The organism is Bradyrhizobium sp. WSM1743 (assembly GCF_000473065.1).
Taxonomy (GTDB): domain Bacteria; phylum Pseudomonadota; class Alphaproteobacteria; order Rhizobiales; family Xanthobacteraceae; genus Bradyrhizobium.
The window spans coordinates 163,311-185,089 of sequence record NZ_AXAZ01000001.1; the positions used below are offsets into that span (position 1 = coordinate 163,311).

20 protein-coding genes are annotated in these 21,779 nt (G+C 64.5%); 8 read left to right on the forward strand and 12 right to left on the reverse strand.

The features are described 5' to 3' along the window. Nucleotides 1-100: 100 nt before the first annotated feature. Together YU9_RS0100840 and YU9_RS0100845 are read right to left on the reverse strand one after the other, a co-directional pair. Nucleotides 101-1,294 (reverse strand): M20/M25/M40 family metallo-hydrolase, encoded by a 1,194-nt coding sequence (locus YU9_RS0100840; RefSeq protein ID WP_027571058.1) that lies wholly within the window; start codon nucleotides 1,292-1,294, stop codon nucleotides 101-103. Between the two features lie 90 nt (nucleotides 1,295-1,384). Beyond that, nucleotides 1,385-2,629, reverse strand: coding sequence for an MFS transporter (locus YU9_RS0100845; protein ID WP_027571059.1), 1,245 nt, complete (start codon nucleotides 2,627-2,629; stop codon nucleotides 1,385-1,387). A 300-nt stretch (nucleotides 2,630-2,929) separates the two neighbouring features. Here YU9_RS0100845 and YU9_RS0100850 point away from each other — a divergent pair, with 300 nt between their 5' ends. Beyond that, a complete protein-coding gene (locus tag YU9_RS0100850; RefSeq protein WP_027571060.1) occupies nucleotides 2,930-4,360 on the forward strand; it encodes a TAXI family TRAP transporter solute-binding subunit in 1,431 nt (476 codons plus the stop codon). 132 nt (nucleotides 4,361-4,492) lie between these two features. On the opposite strand, the gene YU9_RS0100855 is transcribed toward YU9_RS0100850, so the two are convergent. From YU9_RS0100855 to YU9_RS0100870, 4 genes are all read right to left on the reverse strand, one after another. Then, nucleotides 4,493-4,873, reverse strand: a complete 381-nt coding sequence (locus tag YU9_RS0100855; RefSeq protein ID WP_245266267.1) for an avidin/streptavidin family protein — start codon at nucleotides 4,871-4,873, stop codon at nucleotides 4,493-4,495. Nucleotides 4,874-4,883: 10 nt separating this feature from the next. Beyond that, complete coding sequence (locus tag YU9_RS0100860; protein ID WP_027571062.1) at nucleotides 4,884-6,395, reverse strand: CHAD domain-containing protein; 1,512 nt, start codon at nucleotides 6,393-6,395, stop codon at nucleotides 4,884-4,886. Nucleotides 6,396-6,490: 95 nt separating this feature from the next. Continuing rightward, nucleotides 6,491-6,928: an HGGxSTG domain-containing protein gene (locus tag YU9_RS50930; RefSeq protein ID WP_371259093.1), complete on the reverse strand. Its 438-nt coding sequence runs from the start codon at nucleotides 6,926-6,928 to the stop codon at nucleotides 6,491-6,493. Beyond that, a complete protein-coding gene (locus YU9_RS0100870; RefSeq protein WP_027571063.1) occupies nucleotides 6,925-7,581 on the reverse strand; it encodes a hypothetical protein in 657 nt (218 codons plus the stop codon). Before YU9_RS0100870 ends, YU9_RS50930 begins: the two co-directional genes overlap by 4 nt. A 436-nt stretch (nucleotides 7,582-8,017) precedes the next feature. Here YU9_RS0100870 and YU9_RS0100875 point away from each other — a divergent pair, with 436 nt between their 5' ends. Continuing rightward, nucleotides 8,018-9,001 (forward strand): tripartite tricarboxylate transporter substrate binding protein, encoded by a 984-nt coding sequence (locus tag YU9_RS0100875; RefSeq protein ID WP_027571064.1) that lies wholly within the window; start codon nucleotides 8,018-8,020, stop codon nucleotides 8,999-9,001. Nucleotides 9,002-9,036: 35 nt separating this feature from the next. Here the strand turns inward: YU9_RS0100875 and YU9_RS0100880 are convergent, their stop codons facing one another. Next, nucleotides 9,037-9,498, reverse strand: coding sequence for an NUDIX domain-containing protein (locus tag YU9_RS0100880; RefSeq protein WP_027571065.1), 462 nt, complete (start codon nucleotides 9,496-9,498; stop codon nucleotides 9,037-9,039). A 105-nt stretch (nucleotides 9,499-9,603) separates the two neighbouring features. Between YU9_RS0100880 and YU9_RS0100885 the strand changes: the two genes are divergently transcribed. Beyond that, the gene (locus YU9_RS0100885) at nucleotides 9,604-10,650 is read left to right on the forward strand and encodes a DUF1236 domain-containing protein (protein ID WP_027571066.1); all 1,047 of its coding nucleotides are present in this window, start codon (nucleotides 9,604-9,606) and stop codon (nucleotides 10,648-10,650) included. A 47-nt stretch (nucleotides 10,651-10,697) separates the two neighbouring features. On the opposite strand, the gene YU9_RS0100890 is transcribed toward YU9_RS0100885, so the two are convergent. The 3 genes from YU9_RS0100890 to YU9_RS0100900 form a co-directional block, all read right to left on the reverse strand. Then, entirely contained in the window at nucleotides 10,698-11,660 is a 963-nt protein-coding gene (locus tag YU9_RS0100890) for a lytic transglycosylase domain-containing protein (protein WP_027571067.1), read from the reverse strand. A gap of 203 nt (nucleotides 11,661-11,863) precedes the next feature. Then, the gene (locus tag YU9_RS0100895) at nucleotides 11,864-12,721 is read right to left on the reverse strand and encodes a VOC family protein (protein ID WP_027571068.1); all 858 of its coding nucleotides are present in this window, start codon (nucleotides 12,719-12,721) and stop codon (nucleotides 11,864-11,866) included. A gap of 143 nt (nucleotides 12,722-12,864) precedes the next feature. Next, nucleotides 12,865-14,055 carry a urate hydroxylase PuuD gene (locus YU9_RS0100900; protein WP_027571069.1) on the reverse strand — a complete coding sequence of 397 codons (1,191 nt, stop codon included), beginning with the start codon at nucleotides 14,053-14,055 and terminating at the stop codon, nucleotides 12,865-12,867. A gap of 237 nt (nucleotides 14,056-14,292) precedes the next feature. Between YU9_RS0100900 and YU9_RS0100905 the strand changes: the two genes are divergently transcribed. Then, nucleotides 14,293-15,624 carry a sorbosone dehydrogenase family protein gene (locus YU9_RS0100905; RefSeq protein WP_027571070.1) on the forward strand — a complete coding sequence of 444 codons (1,332 nt, stop codon included), beginning with the start codon at nucleotides 14,293-14,295 and terminating at the stop codon, nucleotides 15,622-15,624. Nucleotides 15,625-15,798: 174 nt separating this feature from the next. Here YU9_RS0100905 and YU9_RS0100910 read toward each other — a convergent pair whose 3' ends face one another. After that, the gene (locus YU9_RS0100910) at nucleotides 15,799-16,599 is read right to left on the reverse strand and encodes an SDR family NAD(P)-dependent oxidoreductase (RefSeq protein ID WP_027571071.1); all 801 of its coding nucleotides are present in this window, start codon (nucleotides 16,597-16,599) and stop codon (nucleotides 15,799-15,801) included. Between the two features lie 243 nt (nucleotides 16,600-16,842). Here YU9_RS0100910 and YU9_RS0100915 point away from each other — a divergent pair, with 243 nt between their 5' ends. From YU9_RS0100915 to cyoD, 4 genes are read left to right on the forward strand one after another with little or no spacing between them, the layout of a single operon-like run. After that, nucleotides 16,843-17,676, forward strand: coding sequence for a ubiquinol oxidase subunit II (locus YU9_RS0100915; protein WP_027571072.1), 834 nt, complete (start codon nucleotides 16,843-16,845; stop codon nucleotides 17,674-17,676). Next, nucleotides 17,666-19,666, forward strand: coding sequence for a cytochrome o ubiquinol oxidase subunit I (gene cyoB, locus YU9_RS0100920; protein WP_027571073.1), 2,001 nt, complete (start codon nucleotides 17,666-17,668; stop codon nucleotides 19,664-19,666). The genes YU9_RS0100915 and cyoB overlap by 11 nt, the downstream gene beginning before the upstream one ends. Further along, complete coding sequence (locus YU9_RS0100925; protein WP_027571074.1) at nucleotides 19,666-20,307, forward strand: cytochrome (ubi)quinol oxidase subunit III; 642 nt, start codon at nucleotides 19,666-19,668, stop codon at nucleotides 20,305-20,307. Before cyoB ends, YU9_RS0100925 begins: the two co-directional genes overlap by 1 nt. Beyond that, complete coding sequence (gene cyoD / locus YU9_RS0100930; RefSeq protein WP_027571075.1) at nucleotides 20,304-20,690, forward strand: cytochrome o ubiquinol oxidase subunit IV; 387 nt, start codon at nucleotides 20,304-20,306, stop codon at nucleotides 20,688-20,690. Before YU9_RS0100925 ends, cyoD begins: the two co-directional genes overlap by 4 nt. A gap of 222 nt (nucleotides 20,691-20,912) precedes the next feature. Here the strand turns inward: cyoD and YU9_RS0100935 are convergent, their stop codons facing one another. Then, nucleotides 20,913-21,701 (reverse strand): thermonuclease family protein, encoded by a 789-nt coding sequence (locus tag YU9_RS0100935; RefSeq protein WP_027571076.1) that lies wholly within the window; start codon nucleotides 21,699-21,701, stop codon nucleotides 20,913-20,915. Nucleotides 21,702-21,779 lie beyond the last annotated feature (78 nt).

Genomic DNA, 21,779 nt, shown 5'->3' on the forward strand with positions numbered 1-21,779 from the left:
GCTTGCGTAACCCACCTTTCCGCGGAGATTGACAGTGGTAGGTTACGCCCCGGGACTGCGCCTTGCGCAGCCCAGGGCTAACCCACCCTACAAACCCAACTCACCGCATCGTCGCCAGTTGCAGCGCCAGCGCGCAGGCGCGGTCGTATTCGTCGAGATTGATCCATTCGTCGACCGTGTGCGCCTCGTTCTGCCCCGCGCCGAACGTCACGGTCGGAATGCCGTGGCGGACCATCCAGTTGGCATCCAGGCCGCCATTGGCGGCGCGCACGTTCGGAGTTCCGCCCACCGCAGACACCGCCTCGATCGCGCGTTTGACCACCGGCAGGCTCTCCTTCATGCGGAACGGATAATAGTCGGTCTCCGCCTTGAACTTGATCTTGCCGGACTTGCCTTGCGCGTTGGTGACCTTCTTGGCCGCCTTCTCGAATGCGGCCTTGTAGGCCTTGGTGATCTCCTTGAAGAATTTGCCGTCATGGCTGCGGCATTCGCCGCGCACATGGATGTAGTCGGTGACGACGTTGGTGGCATCGCCCGCGGGGCGGCCCTCGCCGCCGGTGACGGGGCCCACATTGCTGGTGCCTTGCTGCTTGCCCTTCACCACCTTGCCGAACCAGCCCCCGGCCCTCACGTCCGCGAGCGCGAGCGCCATGATCATGGTCGAGGAGATGCCGCGCTCCGGCGCGACCCCGGCATGCGAAGCGCGCCCGAAGATCTCGACGGTCCAGCGGTCGGCGCCGACGGCCCCGATCACGACGTTGGACGCCGAGCCGCCGTCATAGTTGAAGGCCATCGCCGGCGCGCCGAGCGCATCGAACTTGACGTGGCGCGCGCCGTAGAGCCCGCTCTCCTCGCGCACGCAGAACAATAGCGTGATCGGCGGATGATCAAGCTTCTGCTTTTCGAGCTCGGCGGCCAGCGTCACCAGCACGCCGCAGCCGCAGCGGTTGTCGCCGCCGAGCGCAGTCCTGGCCTCGTTGACGATCTTGCGCCCGGATTTCTTCGGCTTGGCGCCGGCGCACAGCGGCACGGTGTCCATGTGGGTCATGAACATGATGCGCGGCTGGTTGTGCAGCGCGCCGCGGCCGGGCAGGTCGACGATGAGATTGCCGGTCTCGGTCGGCACCGGAATGCGCGTGTTGGCATCATCGAGCCGGATCGCCTTCGCCGGCACGCCGGCCTCCTTCAGCGCGGCCGCAAGCTCACGCCCGATCGCCGCCTCCTGTCCGGTCACGCCCTCGACGGAGAGAAAGCGCATGAGACGGTCGGTGGCGGCTTTGGTGTCGACGGGCATGTAGCGGTCCTTCGCTGCGATTTCCTAGCATGGGTAGAGCAAAGCGAAACCCATCGAGGCTGATGGGTTTCGCGAAGCGCTCAACCCATCCTACGAACGCGGCGAGGTGTAAGTCAAAAAGATCAACACACCGAATGCCAGCATGGCAGCCATGAACAGCAGCACCGCCGGAAGTCCCGCGAGCGCTGCCACCGCGCCGGTGACCGACTGCATCAAGGCCGCGCCGAGAAAGAAGGCGAGGTTGACGGCCGCGAGCGCCTTGCCCGCGGTTTGCGCGTCGACCAGCTGCCGCGACATGCCGAACAGCAGCGGCTGGGCGGAGGTCGCAAGGCCGATGAGAACGAACAGCACCAGATCGAATTGCGGCGGCATCACGGGCGCGCCGAGCAGCGCGGAGACCGCGTAATGCGGGGCACCCAACGCCATCAGCGCCAGCAGCACCGCCGCGGCCAGATGCGAGCCCGCCACCAGCGCGCGGCGGTGGCCGAGCCTGCGGTCGATCATGCCGATGCACAGGGGGCCTGCGATCATCGCCAGCGTGAACGCGCCGAGCTGGTTGCCGGCCTCGACCCGCGTCAGTCCCTTGACCTGCATCAGCCACGGCCCACCCCACAGGCCGCGCAGCACCAGCGAGGTCGCCAGCGACACCAGCGCCAGCGCGATCAGGCCGCGCAGCGGCCGCGACAGGCCGAGCCTGAGCACCTCGATCATCTGCGCCAGCGGCGAGGATTCGTCCTTGTGCTCGGCCGGCTGGTTCGGCACCAGCGCAAGCACCGCGAGCGCCACCACCACGCCGCCGATCGCGGAAATCCAGAACCCCGCGCGCCAGCCCCAATTGTCGACTACGAAGGCGAGCGGGCTCGCCGACAGCAGCATGCCGATATTGCCGATCGAGAGGATCGCGCCCGACCACAGCCCGAAGCGGCCTGGTGACAATTGCTTGGCGGCCAGCGTCATCGGGCACATCAGCATGCCCGAGGTGGCAACGCCGAGCAGCAGCTGCCCGACGGCAAAGCTTTCCGGTCCTGTCGCAAACCCGGACGCCACCGCGCCAAACACGGTCCCCGCGAGCAGGCTCAGCGACACCGGCCGCACGCCGAACCGGTCCATCGCCGCGCCGACCGGGATCTGCGCCGCCGCAAAGGCGAAATGATAGATCGACGTGAGGCTCGCCAGCGCCTGCGGCTCGATGTGGAAATCCGCCGCCATCAGATCGAGGCTCACGGCCGGAATGGTGCGCAGCAAGGTCGAGAGCATGTGGCCACAGGCGAGCGCGAGCAGCGCAAAGATCAGCGCGCGGGTTGTGGTGCCCGCGTCGTTGGCGGCGGTGGTCATGAGCGTCTCGTCCCGAGAAGATTTCGGATCGGCGTACATGATCGGGGGGCGGGCGCCAATGGCGGCAGCGGGACCCCCTCATTCCGGAATGTGGCTTCTCTGGATCAACGCGCGAAGACCGGGTGCAGGCAGCCGGCAATCAGCATGACCTTTGTCGAGTGCCGGCCGTCACGACGCCCCGCTTTGCAGGCGTTCACGCCGCGGACGGTTGTGAACCAGGACGGCAGCAAAGACGTTATGCTCGGGAAAACGTGGTATCCTGCCAAGCGGGAGGCGCCATGATCTGCGGTGGCAGCGCCAATGTCCTCGTCCGGGAGTGCAAGTCAGACGACCAGTGACGCGGCCCGCCGAGAGCGGAGAAGGAGCAATTCCTTACTGTTCGCGCTCGCGGTTGGATTTCTTGTTTTTGGCGCCGCAGCGGGGGCACTCTATTATGCGTTGCGGCCGGACACCCTCCGGATCGCCGTTGGACCGCCGGGCAGCGACGATTACAGGGTCATCCAGGCGATGGCCGATGCCTTCGGCAGCGAAAGCCGAACTATCAGGCTGGCTCCTATCAAAACCGAAGGGGCGGTGGAGTCTCTCGCCCTGCTAGGGGCTGGCAAGGCGGACCTTGCCGTCGGCCGCGGCGACCTGGAAATGCCCGCCGCGGCGCAGACGGTCGCTGTCTTGCGCAAGAACTTCGTTGTGCTGTGGGCGCCGTCTGGACTCGCCGGCAAGGCCTCGAAAAGAAAGAATGCGCCGAAAATCAAGGAGGTCGCCGATCTCGCAGGGCGCCGTGTCGGCGTGATCGGGCGTACCCCGGCGAACGCCGCGTTGCTGCGCGTCATCCTGAGCGCCGCCGGTGTGCAGGCGGACAAGGTCGCGGTGACGCACTTTGCCACGGAACAGATCCAGGAGCTGGCGCGCGATCGCACCCTCGATGCATTCATGGCGGTCGGGCCGCTCGACAGCAAAATTACATCGGATGCCGTTGTCGCAACGGCGCGGGCACGCGGCGAGCCGAAGTTTCTCGCCATCGAGACATCGGAAGCGATCGCCCTGAAGTATCCCCGCTATGAATCCGAGGAGATTCCGCCCAGCGTCTTCAATGCGGATCCAGCTTGGCCGGATGACAAAGTTGAGACGGTCAGCGTCAGCCATCTCATCGTGGCGAGAAAGAGCTTGTCCGAAACAACGGTCGCCGCCTTTTTCCGCCAGCTCTTTGCTGTTCGCCAGACGATTGTGCGGCAGGTCCCAGGCGCTGCGCACATCACCAAGCCGGACCTCGAGAAGGACACCGAGCTGCAGGTCCATCGGGGCGCGGCGGCCGTCATTGACGGCAATGAACGCACCTTCCTCGACCGGTATGGCGATTACTTCTGGTTCGGACTCCTGCTTCTCTCCGGAATCGGCTCAGCCGGCGCCTGGTTGCGTCGTTATTTGAACCGCGACGAAAGGGAGGACAACACCAGCCATCGCAAGAGAATCCTGGCCATGGTTTCGAGCGCGCGGGCCGCGGAATCCAATCAGGAACTTCTGGCCCTGCAGCGCGAGGCCGACGCCATCATCGCTGAAACGCTGGAGTGCTACGATGACGGCGCTATCGAGGAAGAGGAGCTGGCGGCATTTGGGCTGGTGCTCGACCTCTTGAGCAATGCCATTGCCGAGAGGCGAGCCGCGTTGCAACGTGGCACCCTCGAAACCGTTCGCGGCGCAGTAGCGGGCCATGGCGTTACGCCGCGCGGATAAGGGCGGCCAACTAAACCTGCCGTAGCTGCTTCCGCGGTGCCCTCGACGGTTGCAATCGCCGCCTCGGCATACTCATCTTCGTTCTTGGGGGCTTCCGTCGGCGGACGATAGGAACGGTTCCGGGGCTGGGCGCTAGATGCGTTCGAACGTATCGACGTTCGCTGTCACGGCGCGCCACCAGTTCACCGGCTTCAGCTTTGCCGGCTCGCCCTCTTTGGACGCGCTCAGCGCCTGATCCGCGATCACGAACCAGGCGGTCTCCATTTTTCCGTGGCGCAGCAGTCCGGTGTAGGAGACGGCGCGGTCGCCCGTCGCGGACGAGCCCACCGCGACGAAGGCAATGCAATTGCCTTTGTGAAACCCGGTGATGGGCACCGCCTGCCCGAAAAAGCCGCTGTCTTCGAGCGCAGTCTCGAAACTCCCTTCGATGCGACCGTCCGCATCGTCAGTGATGCGCAAGATCGAGCCGAATTGATTTCGCCAGTTGCCGACCCAAGCAATGTCGGTTGCCATACCGGTTCTCCTACGCCGCATTCGGCACGACGTGCAGTTTGCGCAGCCGATGCAATTCAGTTGCAGCGTCCTTCATCAGGCCATCGGCCGTCTCGCGTTCCTGGCCGACGATGACGCCTGACGCGAAAGCCTGAGCACGGCGGTGCGCAGGCGGCGCCGTCAGCGCAGCCTCGGTCGCCAGTTCGCGGTGCGCCATGAAGTCGTTCAGCGATCCCAGTGCGGATTGAATTTGCTTCAGCCGGTCGGAAAGATCTGCGAGCTCCTTCTGGTCGCCATCGCTGTAGAGGATTTCGAAGAAATCGACGGCATAGCGAATCTTCTTGATCTTGATCCGTAGCTTGTGGCGCTGCATCGGATCGAGATCATTCAGGCGCTTGCCCTCCTTGCGCGCCTTCCGGATACGCCGATCGAGCACCTGCGCGGCGTAAGCGGCGATCGAGCGGTCATCCTTGACGCGCGACCGTCCAGCCTCGATCCATTCGATCGCGTCGATGAGCAGGCGGCGATAACGTGCCGACGCAACCGCATCGCGGGCACGCCTGAATGCCGCCTGCCGCTCCCTGGAGAACTTCGCGCGCAGCGCGCGAGCGCCGCGTCGCGGAACGTCCTTCGCGGTGATCGGCCGGATGCTCTCCGTCAGAAAAACGTCGATTTCGCGCGCTGGCGCCAGTTCGCCGGTGAGCCATTTCAGCTCGGCCTTGATCCGCGCCGTGCTCGCCCGCGGCAGGATGTCGGAGAACAGCGAGGTCGCCGCCCGCAAGCGGCGCAGGCCGACCCGCATCTGATGAACGCCCTCGGCGTCCATGTCACGCACCGGATCGGCGTTCGCCGTGATCTGACGCAGCGTCGAATGTGCGATGACGCGGAACGCATCGCGCGGCGAGAGATCGGGCTTCAGCTCGATCGGCTCGGCCTGTTGCGCACCGCTGCCGTTCCCTGCAACCAGCTGGAAGCCTCGCTCGGATTTCGAACGAAGATCGAGTTCGACTCCCGTGCTGCGTTCGAGCTTGCGCGCCAGTCGGAACAGATCTGCAACGCGTCCGGACTTCAATTCCAGCTCCAGCTCGGAAACCGGTCGCGACCTCCGCCCGGCGCTGATCCGGCCTTGGTCGACTGCAAGTTCGATCTCGCTGTTCCTGACCCGTTTCGCTCGCGCCTTGCGATGAATGTTGGTCTGGAACACCGGCTTCAGCTTGCGAGGGAGTGTGCCGGTCGCGAACTGTCGCAGAGGGGTCTTCCTGGTCTTCTTCAGGTCCGGGCTTGCACCGGAGATCTCGCGCTCCCATTCTCCGCGCGTCACGCCGCCCGTGCCGCCCGCCTTCACGGTTTGCACGTAGCGTCCATCGACTTTGCGGACCCGGAGTGTCAAGCCATGGCGCCTCAGCTTGTGCTTGTTCGTATCGAAGTAGGTCGACACGAGCGTCTGCCCGGACCCGCGGTGCCCGTTCAAACCGTTGGTGCGCAAGACCGATGACAATTGTCGCGGCGCAATCTGGAATTTCAGTTCCGTCTCTGCGTTCATGGGGAGGCTCTTTCCCTTGCCGAAGCAAAGTGGCGCAAGGGGCGTAAGTTCCCTCATGCGAGCATTTCAATCCAGAACGTGCCAGAGCTTGCACGTCATTGAAACTTCACGGAACCGAGTGCGCATGGTCGATTGGAGCAGCGACATCGCACCATTGGAGTTGAGGGAGGCGTCCCTCCAGCCGAATTGCGATCCTTGTCATCGTGCTCGTCCTCGCCGGCGGCGCTGCTTGGAGCCGCTCGATCGACCGATGCGCCAGGCGTGGACGTCATCTCAACCAACAACTTCCGCGTCTCATCCAGCAGCGCCCGGATCGCCTTTCGCTCATCGAACCGCTCTCGTGTGAATGCGCCGTGCTTTCGCGCATTCCGGTTGCCCCATGGTGGTCCCGATCCCGCGGCACCACCGTGCATGCGGCAGCGGGACTTGCCGCGCACCGCGGGCGCGAAGCAGGCGAAGCCGCTGCGCGTGCCGGCGCCGCAGCGCGGGCTTGCCAACATCGCGCGCGTGTTGCGGATGTGACCGGGGCTCATGCGCTGGCGCCTTGCCTTGCGTCAGTCCATTCGCGTTCGCCGGCTTCGCGGGACGGGACGAGCCCTGTCCCTGTCGCGGTGCCCGGATCGGCACCGATCAGATGCGCATGCTGCGTGACGTTCCCCACGATCGCCCGTCCGCCATCCTGCACAGACAGGTTCTGCACCGTGATCGCGCGGTCGTCGCTGTTGCGGTGGCGATTCAGCGCTTCGACCTGGGCGGCGAAGGTGCGGGAGAGTCGGGTCAGTGCGCGGGTGACACCCTCCTGCTGGGCAAGATCGTCCGTGCAGGCGAGGCGACAGGCGCAGCGCATCGCCGCCACATGGACGGAGACCATCTGGGAGACCAGCATGGCTTCGATGGAATCCTTCGGCGCGATGCTCCTGATCGTCGAGATCATGAAGGCGAGGTTGGCCTCATCGGGCTTCTGCCCGATTGCGCTGGCCTTGACCAATTGCCTCAGCATGCCGTGCAGCGCGTCGCGGTCGGCGGCGCCGAGCGCCTCGGCCAGCAGCCGCTCGCCGGCCTGCGGGTCGGGATGGCTGATCGCGATGCGCCGCTTGTAGAGTTTTATGCGCGGGCTCGCGTGAGGGCCGCTGCGATCGTGTGCCGCAAGCGGCGATGTGATGTGGCGTTCGGGAACTGTCGTCATGTGCTGTGTCCTTTGCTAACGCAGGCGCGCGCGAGCGACTGTTCGCTCGTTGCGCGCGAATGCGAATTTCGGGAATGTCGATGAAGGGTTTAGGCGCAACCGCGTCGGGACGGCCGTGGTCGGCCAGGCCATTACGCTCACGATTGTTGCGATGATGCCATCATGCCACTGTTTTGCCCGACGAGTCAAAACCGAATTCGTAAATCCGAAAAACTTCTTCCCCAGGCCCAAGTCCTTGTTCTGACAGGGGCCGTCTACTGTGCATGGGGTTGTTTTCGCATTTTTTGTTTGGAAGCGGCGTGCACGTGCCGTGCGGCGGAATGCCGGCGTCCACACGCGATTGCGAAATCCGGCGCGGCCGCTCATCATGATCTTCGAACGCGTCGCACCAACAAAGCATGCACAAGCGGCGCCAAGAGGTCTGGGGAGAGAACGAATGCAACGAACCGCCCGCCTGCTGGCAGTCATCGCCGGATTATACGCTGCAGCGCTGGCGACAGAGGCCCTCGCGCAGAAATACCCGTCGCGGCCGGTCAAGGTCATGGTCGGCTTCAGCGCGGGCGGCCCGGTCGACGTCGTCGCGCGCATCATCGGCGATCGCCTCGGCAGCAAGCTCGGCCAGCCCTTCGTGGTCGAGAATCGTGCCGGCGCCAACGGCATGATCGCCGCCGAAGGCGTCGCGCGTGCCGATGCGGACGGCTACACCATGCTCGCCTGCAACTCGTCGACGATCACGATCAACAAGACGCTGTTCAAGGAGATCCGCTACGATCCGGAGAAGGACTTTGCGCCGCTCACCACGGTCGTGTCGGCGCCGCTCGTCCTCGTCGTCAATCCCGAGAATCCCAAGACGGCGAATATCAAGTCGGTGGCCGATCTCGTCGCTGCGGCAAAGGCTACGCCCGGGGCGCTCGCTTATGGCTCCGGCGGCAACGGCAATCTCGCTCATCTGGCGATGGAGCTGCTCGGCCAGAAGGCCGGCATCAAGCTGATCCATGTGCCCTATCGCGGCGGCTCGGCCGCCGAGGTCGGCATTCTCGCGCAGGAGGTGCTGGCGGTGTTCGATCCGCTCTCGGCCGTGCCGCTGGTCAAGGCCGGCAAGCTGCGCGCGCTGGCGGTGTCGTCGGCCGAGCGGCTGCCGGCGCTGCCTGATGTGCCCACCGTGGCGGAAGCCGGCTATCCCGGCTTCGACATCTCGTTCTGGGTCGGCTTCTTCATGCCGAAGGCGACGCCCGCGCCGATCCTGGAGATGCTGCACCGCGAGATCGTTGCCGCTGCCAAGGACCCGGCGGTTGAGGAGAAGCTCGGCTCGCAGGGTGTCGTCAGCGTGCTCAGCCAGACTGAATATGCCGCGAAGATCGCGAAGGAGACGAAGGAGCTGGCCGAAGTCGTCGCGGCAGCGAACATCAAGGCGGAGTAGGGCGCGGTCGGCGAGCGCAAGCAAGAACGTCGCGCCTATTCGCCGCCGGCTAGCTGCTCCAGCCGATCGAGCAGCGGCAGTTGTCCGGCGTTGATCTTCTTCCGTGCAGCTTCCAGCGTGAACCATTCCGCGCGGTCGACTTCCGGAAAGGCCTGCCGCTTGCCGCTGCGCGGCGGCCATTCCATCTCGAACGTGTTGCTGCGAATGCTGCGCACGTCGATGTCCAGCTCGGCCGCGAACGCGGTGACGAGCTTGCCCCCGCGCTGCCTGACCTGGCCAAGCGCGATCAGCGGCACGGACAGCTCAAGCCCAAGCTCCTCGGCAAACTCCCGCCGCGCGGCAATCTCTGCGTCTTCTCCGTTCGCGTACTCGCCCTTCGGGATCGACCACGCGCCGAGATCCTTGTTGCGCCAGAACGGCCCTCCCGGATGAACGAGGAGAACCTCGACTTTTCGGCGCTTCCGATAGGCGATGATCCCGGCACTCTTCGATGGCATTGCAGGTTCCGTGCAGGCGTGGGTGGCAGGGCTCGGGAAAACTGGAACAGAGCGTCTTAGCGCAGGTTAGTAGCCAACGTTCATTTTGATATAAGGGAGTGAATCATGATCCGCCTGTTGGCAACCACCGCCTTAGGGCTGGTGCTGGCGAACGCCGCGTTTGCGCAATCGCCAAGCACGAAGTCCGAACAGACGCCGCAATCACAATCGAATACCGCGGCGCCGCCCGCCGCCGCGCCATCCGGCACGGTTGATAGACAACAGACCACATCGCAACCGCAGCAACCATCGACGTCGGGAACGTCGACCCAGAATACGCAGGCCAACACACCGTCTTCCGGCTCCGGCACCTCCAATGCAGCCGGCAACCAGCCTGCGACGCAGCAGAGCGCCAACCCGCCACCGACGAACACGAACCAGGCGCAGGATCGGTCCAATCCGCCGCCGACCAGCAGCAATCAGGCCCAGCAGGCGCCCGCTGCATCTGGAACTAACCAGGCCCAGCCGGCGCCGAACGCGCCAACCAGCAATCAGGCGCAGGGCGAACGTTCGGGCACCAGTTCACAGGCGGCCGCCCAGACTGACGTCAACCTCAACAAGCAGCAGGAGACCAAGATCAGCGCATCGATCTCGCACCTGAACGTGCGGCCGCTGACCAACGTCAATTTCTCGCTGAATGTCGGCACGGTGGTGCCGCGCGACGTCCACCTTTCGACATTGCCGCCTGACGTCGTCGAGATCGTGCCGCAATATCGCGGCTACAGCTTTGCGCTGGTGAAGGATCAGATCGTCGTGGTCGATCCGGCGACTTACAAGATCGTGACGGTGCTGCCGTATTCGGGGCAGTCCACGGCAACAACGACCACACGCGAGCGCAGCGCCAGCAAGTTCTCGGATCGCGATCGCGAGGTGATCCGCAAGCATGCGAAGTCCCGCACCGAAGGACGGAGCGAGGCGCGGACCACCGGCAGCACCGCGCGCACCGAGATCCATATCGGCGATCGCGTCCCGGAGACTGTCGAGGTCGAGGAATTTCCGAGCACGGTGTACCGGGATGCACCCGACCTGCGGGAGTACCGCTACATCCACCGCGACACGCGGACCTACGTCATCGAGCCGCGCGAACGTCGGGTGATCGAGGAGATCGACTAGGTCGCGTGCCGATCGGAAGCCGCTCCATCGAGCGGCTTCTCGAACTTTCAGATCGCAGAGCGTTCTCGAGCGGCGAAGCGGACGGCGCGCGCCTTCGCACGCTTTCCGGCGGCACGTGCCGCGATCATGCTGCGTGCCTTGCCGTGGGCGGTGGCATTCTTCCGCAGCAGGGTTGCAAACCGCTTGCGCGCACGGCTCGCCGCCAGCCGCGCGGTGAGCTGCTCGGCCTTGCGAATGATCGTCGCGACCGAAGGCGTCAGGTTCACCGGAACAAGGGCGACGTCCTTTGTCTTCGAGAGGCTGCCGATGCCTTCGCAGGGCGCTTCGCGCGGCAGGTCGATCCGGATCGCGAGCGCCTCCGAGCGTTCGATCCAGTCTTCGGCCCTGGTGCCGGTGATGATGCGGACATAGTCGCGTGTCTCGCGCGGCAGCTCGCTCTCTTTGGCAAGCCATTTCTGGATGCGGCCGGGACCAGCATTATACGCCGCCGCCGCAAGGCCGAGATTGCCGAAATCGTCGCGCAGCTTGCGCAGGAATTTCGCCGAGGCCGGCAGCGCCTTCATCGGATCGAAGGGATCATCGAGGCCGACCTCGGCGGCCGTCTCCGGCATGAACTGCGCGACGCCCTGCGCACCCGCCGGGCTGACCTCGTTGGAACGAAAGCGGCTCTCCTGCCAGAGCAGGCGCGCGAAGAACGGCACGGGAATGCCGCTGGCTTCGGCAGCTTCCCTCAGCGCGTGACAGAATTGCTCGGTTGGCGAAGCCGCGGCCGGCACGACAGGCTCAATCGTGCGTGCCGGCTCGATCGTCTCCTCGTAAGCCGCGCGCGCGTTCGCGAGCTCAATGGCCTGCACGCTCGCGAGGAAGAGCTCGACCAGCGGAACCAGCGAGGGAGCGCGATCGGCCTTGGGAGTGGAGTTGTCGAAGCTTGATGCCTGCCAGGAGGGCGATGTGCCGACGTCGCACATCAGAATCAGGAACGCAGCGCAAGCCGCGACGAGAAATCGCATCTCGGTAAGAATCCGCAAACTGTGGGGGAACGGGCAGCGGGTTACGCCGGTGACAAGGACTTCTTAACCGCAATTGCGGCGAAGCTGCGATTCCGAAGGGCGACCGGTGTTAGTACGGTGTTCCCGCCGCAGGACACGCGCGGTCGGCCCGCGGATCTACGGGAACCGCAGAGATGCAGCGCCTTGATCGGCATTCGTTCAAATCAGCCCGCAACGAAGGCGAGCAGGGTGCCGTTGGCCTTGGCCGGCGGCACGCAGATCGCGGCTCCGCTCCGCACGGCTGCCGAACCGAGCGCCTTTTCGGTCGCCGCGAGATCGCCGCTGACCAGCACCAGCGCGGCGCCGCCGCGCTCGGAGAGTCCCGCGAGCGGGACGCGGGGATAGCGCTTGGCGAGCTGATCCAGCGTCAGATAGACGAAGTCGGCGCGCTCGCCGCCGGAGGGCACAGTGACCGCGCCGTCGGCGTCGGTCGTCGGTTCGCGGTCGATCAGGCGTGCGAGATGCGCGGCTTCCTGCGCTGGCTCCGGTGTTGCGATCAGCGTCTGCTTGATCCGCTTGGCAGCATTGGCGTGCTTCATCAGCTCGGGGATCCACACGGTCTCGCGGGTCTTGTGCTGACACGCGAAGATGCGCACGCCGCCCGGTGCTTCCGCGGTCGGCCACATGAAGGTGCGGAATTTCGCCGCCGAGACCGTGCCGTTTGGCAGCGTCACGGGACGTTCGAAATCGGTCGGGCCGATCGGCTCCAGGCCCCGCGCACGGATCTCCTCGGCGCCGGCGGCGGAATCGACTGCGGTGAAGGCGATACGCTCGATACCTTCGCCGCGCTTGTCGAGGAAGGTACGCGCGGGGGCATTGAGCTCGGTCGCAGCGAGCACGCCGAGCAGCTCCATGTAGTCGGGGTCGAACATGATGGTGTAGTTGCCCGTGCCCATATGGACGCTGTGGGTGCCGCGCGGGGACACGGTGAAGCCGAGTTGCCGATAGTTCTCGGCGGCCTGGTCGAGGTCCTTCACCATGACCACGGCGTGGTCGATACCGATGATGTTCTTGAGGGCCACTGTTCTTCCCCGATTGCAAACTGACTGTAGGCCGCGCCGGCGGCTGCCGGTCATGTCTACGCCGGATAGGCGGCCAAGTCATTTTCAATTCAGCGCTAGATGCGGAATTTCATTCCGCGCAACGCATCCTCGTGCGACGCGCGTCAGCGCGCCTGCTCGAGATAGGCGGCGAGGATGGCGCGCTCCTCGCCGGTCATTTCCGTGATGTTGCCCGGCGGCATGGCATTCGACCAGGCGGCGACACGCCCGATCAGGCGGATATTGCGATGAATGTGCTCGGGCGCATCGAGCAGGATGCCTTTCGGCGCGGTGACGATGCCGGCCCAGACCGGCTCGGCCGCGTGGCACATGCTGCAACGGGACATCACGATCTCCTCGACATTGGCGAGCGTCGGCGGTGTCGACAATGCACCCGTCTTGACCTCGCGCGGACCGGCCGCGGAGAGGAAGAGGATCGCGATCACGCCGGCCGCCGCCACGCCCCACACCCACCACGGCGATTTGCGCCCGGCATGGCGCTCATTGAAAAAGTGGCGGATCACCGGTCCCAGCGCCAGGATGATCGCGACGATGATCCAGTTGAAGCGGGTGGCGTAGAGCAGGGGATAGTGGTTGCTGATCATCAGCACGACGACGGGGAGCGTCAGGTAATTGTTGTGGACCGAGCGTTCCTTGCTGGCCTTGCCGAGCTTTGGATCGGGCGCCTGGCCCGCGATGAGGCTGGCTACGATCTTTTTCTGGTTCGGGATGATCAATGCGAAGACATTGGCGACCATGATGGTGCCGATGATCGCGCCGATCTGGTTGAAGGCGCCACGGCCGCTCAGCACATGGGTGAAGGCGTAAGTGAGCGCGACCAGGAAAAGATAGCCGCCGATGGCAAAGGGCAGCTCACGCTGCGCCAGCCCAGTGCGGCAGGCGGCCTCATAGAGCAGCCATGCCAGCGCCAGGCTGCAGAAGCTAAACAGGCCCGCCTGGAATGGCGTGAGGTCGAGGATCGACTTGTCGACCAGGAACAGATCGGCCTCGAGATAATACACCACCACCATCAGCGCAAAGCCGGACAGCCAGGTGGTGTAGGCCTCCCATTTGAACCAGGTCAGCTCGTCCGGCATCTGGCTCGGGGCCACCAGGTATTTCATGATCCGGTAGAAGCCGCCGCCATGGACCTGCCAGGCTTCGCCCTGCACGCCATCAGGCAGGTCACTTCTGGACCTGAGGCTGAGGTCGAGGGCGATGAAATAGAAGGAACTGCCGATCCAGGCGATCGCGGCCACCACGTGCAGCCAGCGCAACAGCAGGCTCGCCCATTCCGATATGACGGATCCCCACATGATCTTCCTTATCAGTCGCGACAGCCATGCCGCAGCCTCGATGACTGCAACCGGCCGCCGCTGCCCTCACAATGTGTCGCACCGATCAGCTGCATTTTCCAGTATGATGGGCTGCAGCTGATGCACATCGTGCGGGCATGAGCTGACGTGGGATTCGGCAGGGGCGGACCTGCTGCAGACCATTTGCGGGTGATCGGCGTTGACGCGCGACATTTGCAAGGCGGGGAGAAAGACGACGTGAGCAACAGGATATCGTTCGTGGCGATGCTCGCAGGGCTGCTGGTCGCGTTTGCGGTCGGCGCGCAGGCCGAGCCGGTGCTGCAAGGCAAGGACGCCTATGGCGACTGGCGGGCCGACAAGCCCGGCACGGTCAGACTGATCCGGCCGCAGGATCTGGTCAGGCCGGGCGCCACGCGGTCGGTTGCGAGCTCATCACGCGTGGTGCCGCGTCCGCCGGAGGCCGCGCTCCAGGTGCCGGCCGGCTTCAAGATCGAGCTGTTCGCCGAAGGCTTGCGCGCGCCGCGCATAGTACGCGTGGCGCCGAACGGCGATGTCTTCGTCGCCGAGACGCGGGCCGGCAACGTCCGTGTGTTGCGCGCCGGGGAGGGCGGCAAAGCCACGACCAACGAGGTGTTCGCCAGCGGCCTGCGGCAACCGTTCGGGATCGCCTTCTTTCCGAACGGCGACAATCCGCAATGGATCTATGTCGCCAACACCGACAGCGTCGTCCGCTTTCCCTATCAGGCCGGTGATCTCAAGGCGCGCGGCAAGGCGGAGACGATTGTGGCGAGCCTGCCGCATGACGGCGGTCATTCCACCCGCGACATCGTCTTCACGCCCGACAATAACCGCATGCTCGTCTCCGTCGGCTCGCTCAGCAACGTCGCCGAGGGCATGGGCACGCCGCCGGGCGGGATGGAGGCGTGGTCGAAGACGCAGCCGCTTGGGGCAACATGGGCCAGCGAGCTCGAGCGTGCCGCGGTGCTGGCCTTCAATCCTGACGGCAAGGAGCGAAAGATCTACGCCACCGGCCTCCGCAACTGCGTCGGCCTCGCGATCCAGCCGCAGACCGGCCTGCCCTGGTGCTCGACCAACGAGCGCGACGGCCTTGGCGACGATCTCGTGCCTGACTACGTCACCAGCGTGAAGGAGGGCGCGTTCTACGGCTGGCCGTGGTTCTACATCGGCGGCAACGAGGACCCGCGCCATGCCGGCGCGCGGCCGGACCTCAAGAACAAGGTGACGGTGCCTGATGTGCTGATCCAGCCGCACTCGGCCTCGCTCGGCATGACCTTCTACCAGGGCACGCAGTTTCCGTCCGAATACCAGGGCGATGCCTTCGCCGCCGAGCACGGCTCTTGGAACCGCTCCAAGCGCACGGGTTACAAGGTCATCCGTATCCGCATGAAGGACGGCAAGCCGACCGGCGAGTACGAGGATTTCGTCACGGGATTCGTGGTGAGCGACTCGGAGGTGTGGGGCAGGCCAGTCGGTGCTGCCGTGGCGAAGGATGGATCGCTGCTGATCTCGGAGGATGGCAACGGCACGATCTGGCGGGTGACGCACTGACTTCACCCTCCCCTGCAGGGGGAGGGTCGGCGTGAAGCGCCGGGGTGGGGTGATCTCTCCACTCAGGCGGTGTTCGATGCGGAGAGACCGTCACCCCACCCCGCTGCGCATTCCGCTTCGCTGCATGCGCATCGACCCTCCCCCTCCAGGGGAGGGTAAGAGCCGCGTGCTCACCTACCCCCGTCTCACGCTCGCACCACCATCCACGGGCAGTGTCACGCCGGTGATGAAATTCGCCTCCTCGCTCGCCAAAAACAGCGCGGCGTTGGCGACGTCCCATCCGGTGCCCATCTTCCTGCGCAGCGGCACCTTGCTGTCGCGTTCGGCTTCGACCTCGGCGCGGGTCTTGTGCCATTCGCGGGCGCGGGTGTCGACCGCCATCGGCGTGTTCATCAGGCCGGGCAGGATGACGTTGGCGCGGATGCCGTATTCGGCGTTCTGGTAGGCGAGCTGTTCGGTGAAGGCGATCATCGCCGATTTCGTCGCCTTGTAGGCGACATAGGGATACGTCGTGATCGCCGCCATCGAGGAGATGTTGATGATGGCGCCGCTCTTCTGCGCGCGCATGATCGGAATCACTTCCTTTGCGGCGAGAATGCAGCTCTTCAGATTGATGGCGACGACGCGGTCGAACGCCTCCTCGGTCAGTTGCAGCAATTCGGCATCGCCGCCGGACAGGCTGACGCCGACATTGTTGTGCAGCACGTCGATCCGGCCCCAGCGCGTTTGCGCGTCGGCCACCATCGTCTTGATGTCGGCAGCTTGGGTCACGTCGGCCTTGAAGGCCGCGGCGGTGCCGTGTTTCGCGGTGATCATCGCCACAGTTTCCTGCGCCGACTCCAGATGGTGGTCGACGCACAACACCTTCGCGCCCTCGCGTGCGAAGGTGAGCGCGGTGGCGCGGCCATTGCCCATGCCTTCGCCGGGGCTTTGCCCTGCGCCGACGACGATCGCGACCTTGTCCTTCAAGCGCATCTCGGCTCACTCCCAGGCTCGTCCATTATTTTCGTGCAGATTAGCAATCGTGCCGATCGGAGAGAAGGGCGTGGCTCCTGCGTGCATGTCATTGACATCACATGGAATTGCATATTGCGGGCGGCCTATCGCATGACTGAACCTTGCAATCCAGGAACCGTTCTGAGGCCGCTGCGTTTGCTGCCGGAGCCTTTCCCGCGCTAGGCTCAGTCCCGGGGCTTCCCAACCGCCAATGGCTTGCCGATGAATCTGCTCGATCCGCAAGGGCCTGTGGCTGCGGCCAACAGCACCATCCTGGTCGATTCCGTCTTTATCATGCTCGTGATCGTGGTGCCGACCATTTTCGCGATTCTGGCTTTTGCCTTCTGGTTTCGCGCCTCGAATCCCAAAGCGCGGTACCAGCCCGAGTTCGTCTATTCCGGCCGCGTCGAAATGGTGGTGTGGGCAATCCCGGCGCTCACGGTCATCCTGCTCGGCGGCGTCGCCTGGATCGGCTCGCACCAGCTCGATCCGGCCGCGCCCGTGCCGGGCACCGGCAGCCCGGTGCGGATCCAGGCCGTGTCGCTCGACTGGAAATGGCTCTTCATCTATCCGGACCAGCGCATCGCCACCGTCAACACGCTGACGGTGCCCGTCGGCGCCGAGCTGAATTTCCAGCTGACATCGTCGAGCGTGATGAACACGTTCTTCATCCCGCAGCTCGGCAGCATGATCTACACCATGAACGGCATGGTGACGAAGCTGAACCTGCGCGCCGACAATGAAGGCAAGCTTCAGGGCCTGTCCGCGCATTTCTCCGGCGACGGCTTTCCGGACATGATGTTCGACGTCAACGTGATCTCGCCACTCGCCTTTCCGGAGTGGGTGGCAGCCACCGCGAAGACCGATGCCGTGCTCAATGCGGACAGCTACAAGAAGCTGATGCAGCAGGGCATAGAGAAGGGCCGGCCCGTCTACCGCCTGGACGATCCCCGGCTGTTCGACCTGATCGCGACCCAGCACATTCCGCCGGGACCCGGGCCGGAGCTCGCATCCGAAGCTGGCCGGTCGCACAGTGGAGGCCATGATGCTCGGTAAGCTCGATTGGTCGGCCATTCCGTTCGATCAGCCGATCCCGCTCGTCGCCGGCGCGGTGGTGCTGGTCGCGATCCTCGCCGTGCTGATCTGGGTCGTGGTGAAGGGACATCTGCCCTATCTCTGGCGAGAATGGATCACCAGCGTCGATCACAAGCGCATCGGCGTCATGTACATCCTGCTGGCTTCGGTGATGCTGCTGCGCGGCGGCAGCGACGCCATCATGATGCGGATCCAGCAGGCGGTGGCCTACCAATCACAGGGCTATCTGCCGCCGGAGCACTACAACCAGATCTTCTCGGCGCACGGCACCATCATGATCTTCTTCGTGGCGATGCCGTTCGTGATCGGGCTGATGAACCTGATCGTGCCGCTCCAACTTGGCGTGCGCGATGTGGCGTTCCCGACGCTGAATTCCGTCGGCTTCTGGCTGACCGCGACCGGCGCGCTGCTGGTCAATATCTCGCTCGTGGTCGGCGAGTTCGCACGCACCGGCTGGCTCGCCTTTCCGCCGCTGTCGGAATTGTCCTACTCGCCGGGCGTCGGTGTCGACTATTACGCCTGGTCGCTGCAGATCTCCGGCGTCGGTACGCTGTTGGCCGGCATCAATCTCGTCACTACCGTGCTGAAGCTGCGCACGAAGGGCATGAACTATCTGCGCATGCCGATGTTCTGCTGGACCACGCTGGCCTCGAACCTTCTCATCGTCGCGGCCTTTCCGATCCTCACGGCCACGCTCGCGATGCTGCTGCTCGACCGCTATCTCGGCTTCCACTTCTTCACCAACGAGGCCGGCGGCAACGTCATGATGTTCATGAACCTGATCTGGGCCTGGGGCCATCCCGAGGTCTACATCCTGGTGCTGCCCGCCTTCGGCATCTTCTCCGAGGTGGTCTCGACGTTCTCCGGAAAGGCGCTGTTCGGCTACCGCTCGATGGTGCTGGCGACCATGGCGATCTGCGTCATTTCGTTCATGGTCTGGCTGCATCATTTCTTCACGATGGGGGCGGGGCCCGACGTCAACGCCATCTTCGGCATCGCCAGCATGATCATCGCGGTGCCGACCGGTGTGAAGATCTACAACTGGCTGTTCACGATGTATGGCGGCCGCATCCGTTTTGCGACGCCGATGTTGTGGGCAGTTGGCTTCATGGTCACCTTCATCATCGGCGGATTGACGGGCGTCCTCGTCGCCGTGCCGCCGGCCGACTTCATGCTCCACAACAGCATGTTCCTGGTCGCCCACTTCCACAACGTCATCATCGGCGGTGTGCTGTTCGGCGCCTTCGCCGGTTTCGAATATTGGTTTCCGAAGGCGTTCGGCTTCCGCCTCGACGAGCGCTGGGGCAAGGCCGCGTTCTGGTTCACTTTTCTCGGCTTCTACGTCACCTTCATGCCGCTCTACATTGTTGGCATGCTCGGCATGACCAGGCGCATGCAGCACTATGACGTCGCGGCCTGGCGGCCCTGGATGATCGTTGCGGCAGTCGGCATGGCCGTGCTGACGATCGGCGTGATCTGCCAGATCATGCAGCTCGTGGTCAGCATCCGCAATCGCGAGGCGCTGCGCGATCGCACCGGCGATCCCTGGGACGGGCGCTCGCTGGAATGGGCGACCTCGTCGCCGCCGCCGGTGTTCAATTTCGCCTTCCATCCCGATGTGCGCGGCGAGGATGCCTATTGGGCGATGAAGGCGCATGCCCGGCAGCAATCGTTCGAGCATGAAGTGCCCGAATATCAGGACATCGAGATGCCGCGCAATTCTCCGACCGGCTTCGTCTGCGCGTTCTTCGCCACCATCATGGGATTCGCGCTGATCTGGCACATCTGGTGGATGGTGATCCTGGGGGGTATCGGCGCGTTCGCGACCTTCGTCGTGTTCGCCTGGCGCGATCATGACGAATACGTCATCCCGGCCGAAGAAGTTGCCCGCATAGATCGCGTCAATCTCGAGGAGCGGCGCAGCCTCGTCAGCATGGCGGGAGCAGTCTGATGGCGATGACCGCGACCGCCGACCACGCCCGTGCCGATCCCCATCACATCGGCGTCGTCATCGAGCATCCCGGACCTGCCCCGAAGCGGATCGTGACCGCCTACGGCTTCTGGATCTTCCTGCTCTCCGACATCGTGATGTTCTCCTGCTTCTTCGCGGCCTATGCCGTGCTGGTCGGCCAGACCGCCGGCGGGCCCAAGGGTGCGGAGATTTTCGAGCAGAGGAATGTCGCGATCGAGACGGTCTGCCTGCTGCTGTCGAGCTTCACCTGCGGCATGGCCAGCATCGCCGCCGACGTGCGCAACCGGTTCTGGTTCTATCTCGGCATGAGCGTGACCTGCGTGCTCGGGCTCATATTCCTGGCCATCGAGTTCCGCGAATTCGCCAACCTCGTCGCGCGTGGCTACGGCCCTTCACGCAGCGCGTTCCTGACCACGTTCTTCTCGCTGGTCGGCTGCCACGGCCTGCATGTTTCTGCCGGCATCCTGTGGCTCCTCACCATGATGGCCCAGGTGTTCGCAAAGGGCTTTCGCGCCGACATCTTGCGGCGGATGATGTGCTTTGCGCTGTTCTGGCATGCGCTCGACATCATCTGGGTCGCTATCTTCTCCGTCGTCTATTTGCTTGGGAGTGCGCCATGAGCGACGAGATGCATCTGACCGCCCACCACGATCTCGCTCCGGGCGAGGAAGAGCAACACAGTGTCGGCGAGCGGATCCTGGGCTATGTCGTCGGGCTCGCGCTTGCGCTGCTGCTGACGGCGACGTCGTTCTTCATCGCCGGCACGGATCTGGTCTGGCAACCCTCGATTCCCGTCGCGCTGATCGTGCTTGCGATCGCACAGATGGGTGTGCATCTCGTATTCTTCCTGCACATCACCACCGGCCCCGACAACACCAACAACGTGCTGGCGCTCGCCTTTGGACTGCTGATCGTCTTCCTCGTGGTGGGCGGCACGGTCTGGATCATGGCGCATCTGAACGCGAACATGCCGCCGATGGACCAGATCATGCGGATGCAGTGATAGAACCGCACAAGAAAGAAGAGCCGCTTGTGGTGACAAGCGGCCCAAGTCTAGGGAGGAAACGCCCGAGCAAAGACAATCGGGCCGGAGCCGGATTGCTGCCAAGGAAACGCTCGCGCAAGGCGCTTGCGTATGTTGATAAGTGCAGCAGCTGCCGATGAAGTTCAATTCCGGATCAATATGGTCTCGGAGTACCACTCACGGATGCGTGAACCAACTCGCTCACTTTGGCCGGCGGCAATTATAGGCCTTGCGGAAACCGGCGGCCTGGGCGTCGTCTTCCGAGCAGAACCAGCGGTCGGGCTTGGTGGTCGCCGGATAGCTCGGGCAGCCGCGCAGATGATAGATGCCGATATTGCCGGTGACGCGGGCGCGCACCGCGAGCTTGCCCTTGATGCTACAGCTGGGCGGCATCGTCAGCTCCTCCGGAAACAGCACGGCACGGATCTCCTTGTCGCGGTCGGGCCGGCAGGCGGCGCCGAGCAGCACGCCGTCCTTCTTGCCGCTACGGAAATCTTGCGGCGCAACAAAGCAGCCCTTCCAGATGCCAGCCGCCGCCGTCTTGGCCTCGGTCGCTGCCGGCTTGACGTTGGCCTTGATCGGCTCGCGCGCGAGGGCAAAGCCGAGCTTGATCAGCTGCTCGTTCAAGCTGGCCTTGTCGCCCTCGGCCGTGCAGATGGCGCGGTGCCGCTTGCCAAAACTCTTCTCAGGTCCGACATCGTCGCAGCGCACAGAGCGCTTGTTGATCAGCTTCGTCAGCTGGTCGCGGGCTTCGATGCCGCAGGTCCAGGAATCGGCGTGATCGTCGATGCAGACCTGGTCCAGCTCGGGCGCGTCGACGCCGTCGAGCCGGTAGGTGACGTCGCCGAGCTGGATGGAGTGGCCGTCACGGACCGTCGCGGCGCCGGTGAGCGCCGAGGCTGCCCCGGATGAGGCCAGAAATCCGGGCAAGGCGAAAAACGAAACGAGCGCAAAAGCGCGGGCGGCGGCAAAGAAATTTCGGAAGGACATACGGTCTCGCTATCGATGGCTCGTGCGCCCTGTTCCTAGCATCGGGCCGACGCGATACCAATGGTCTGCACCCTGCGA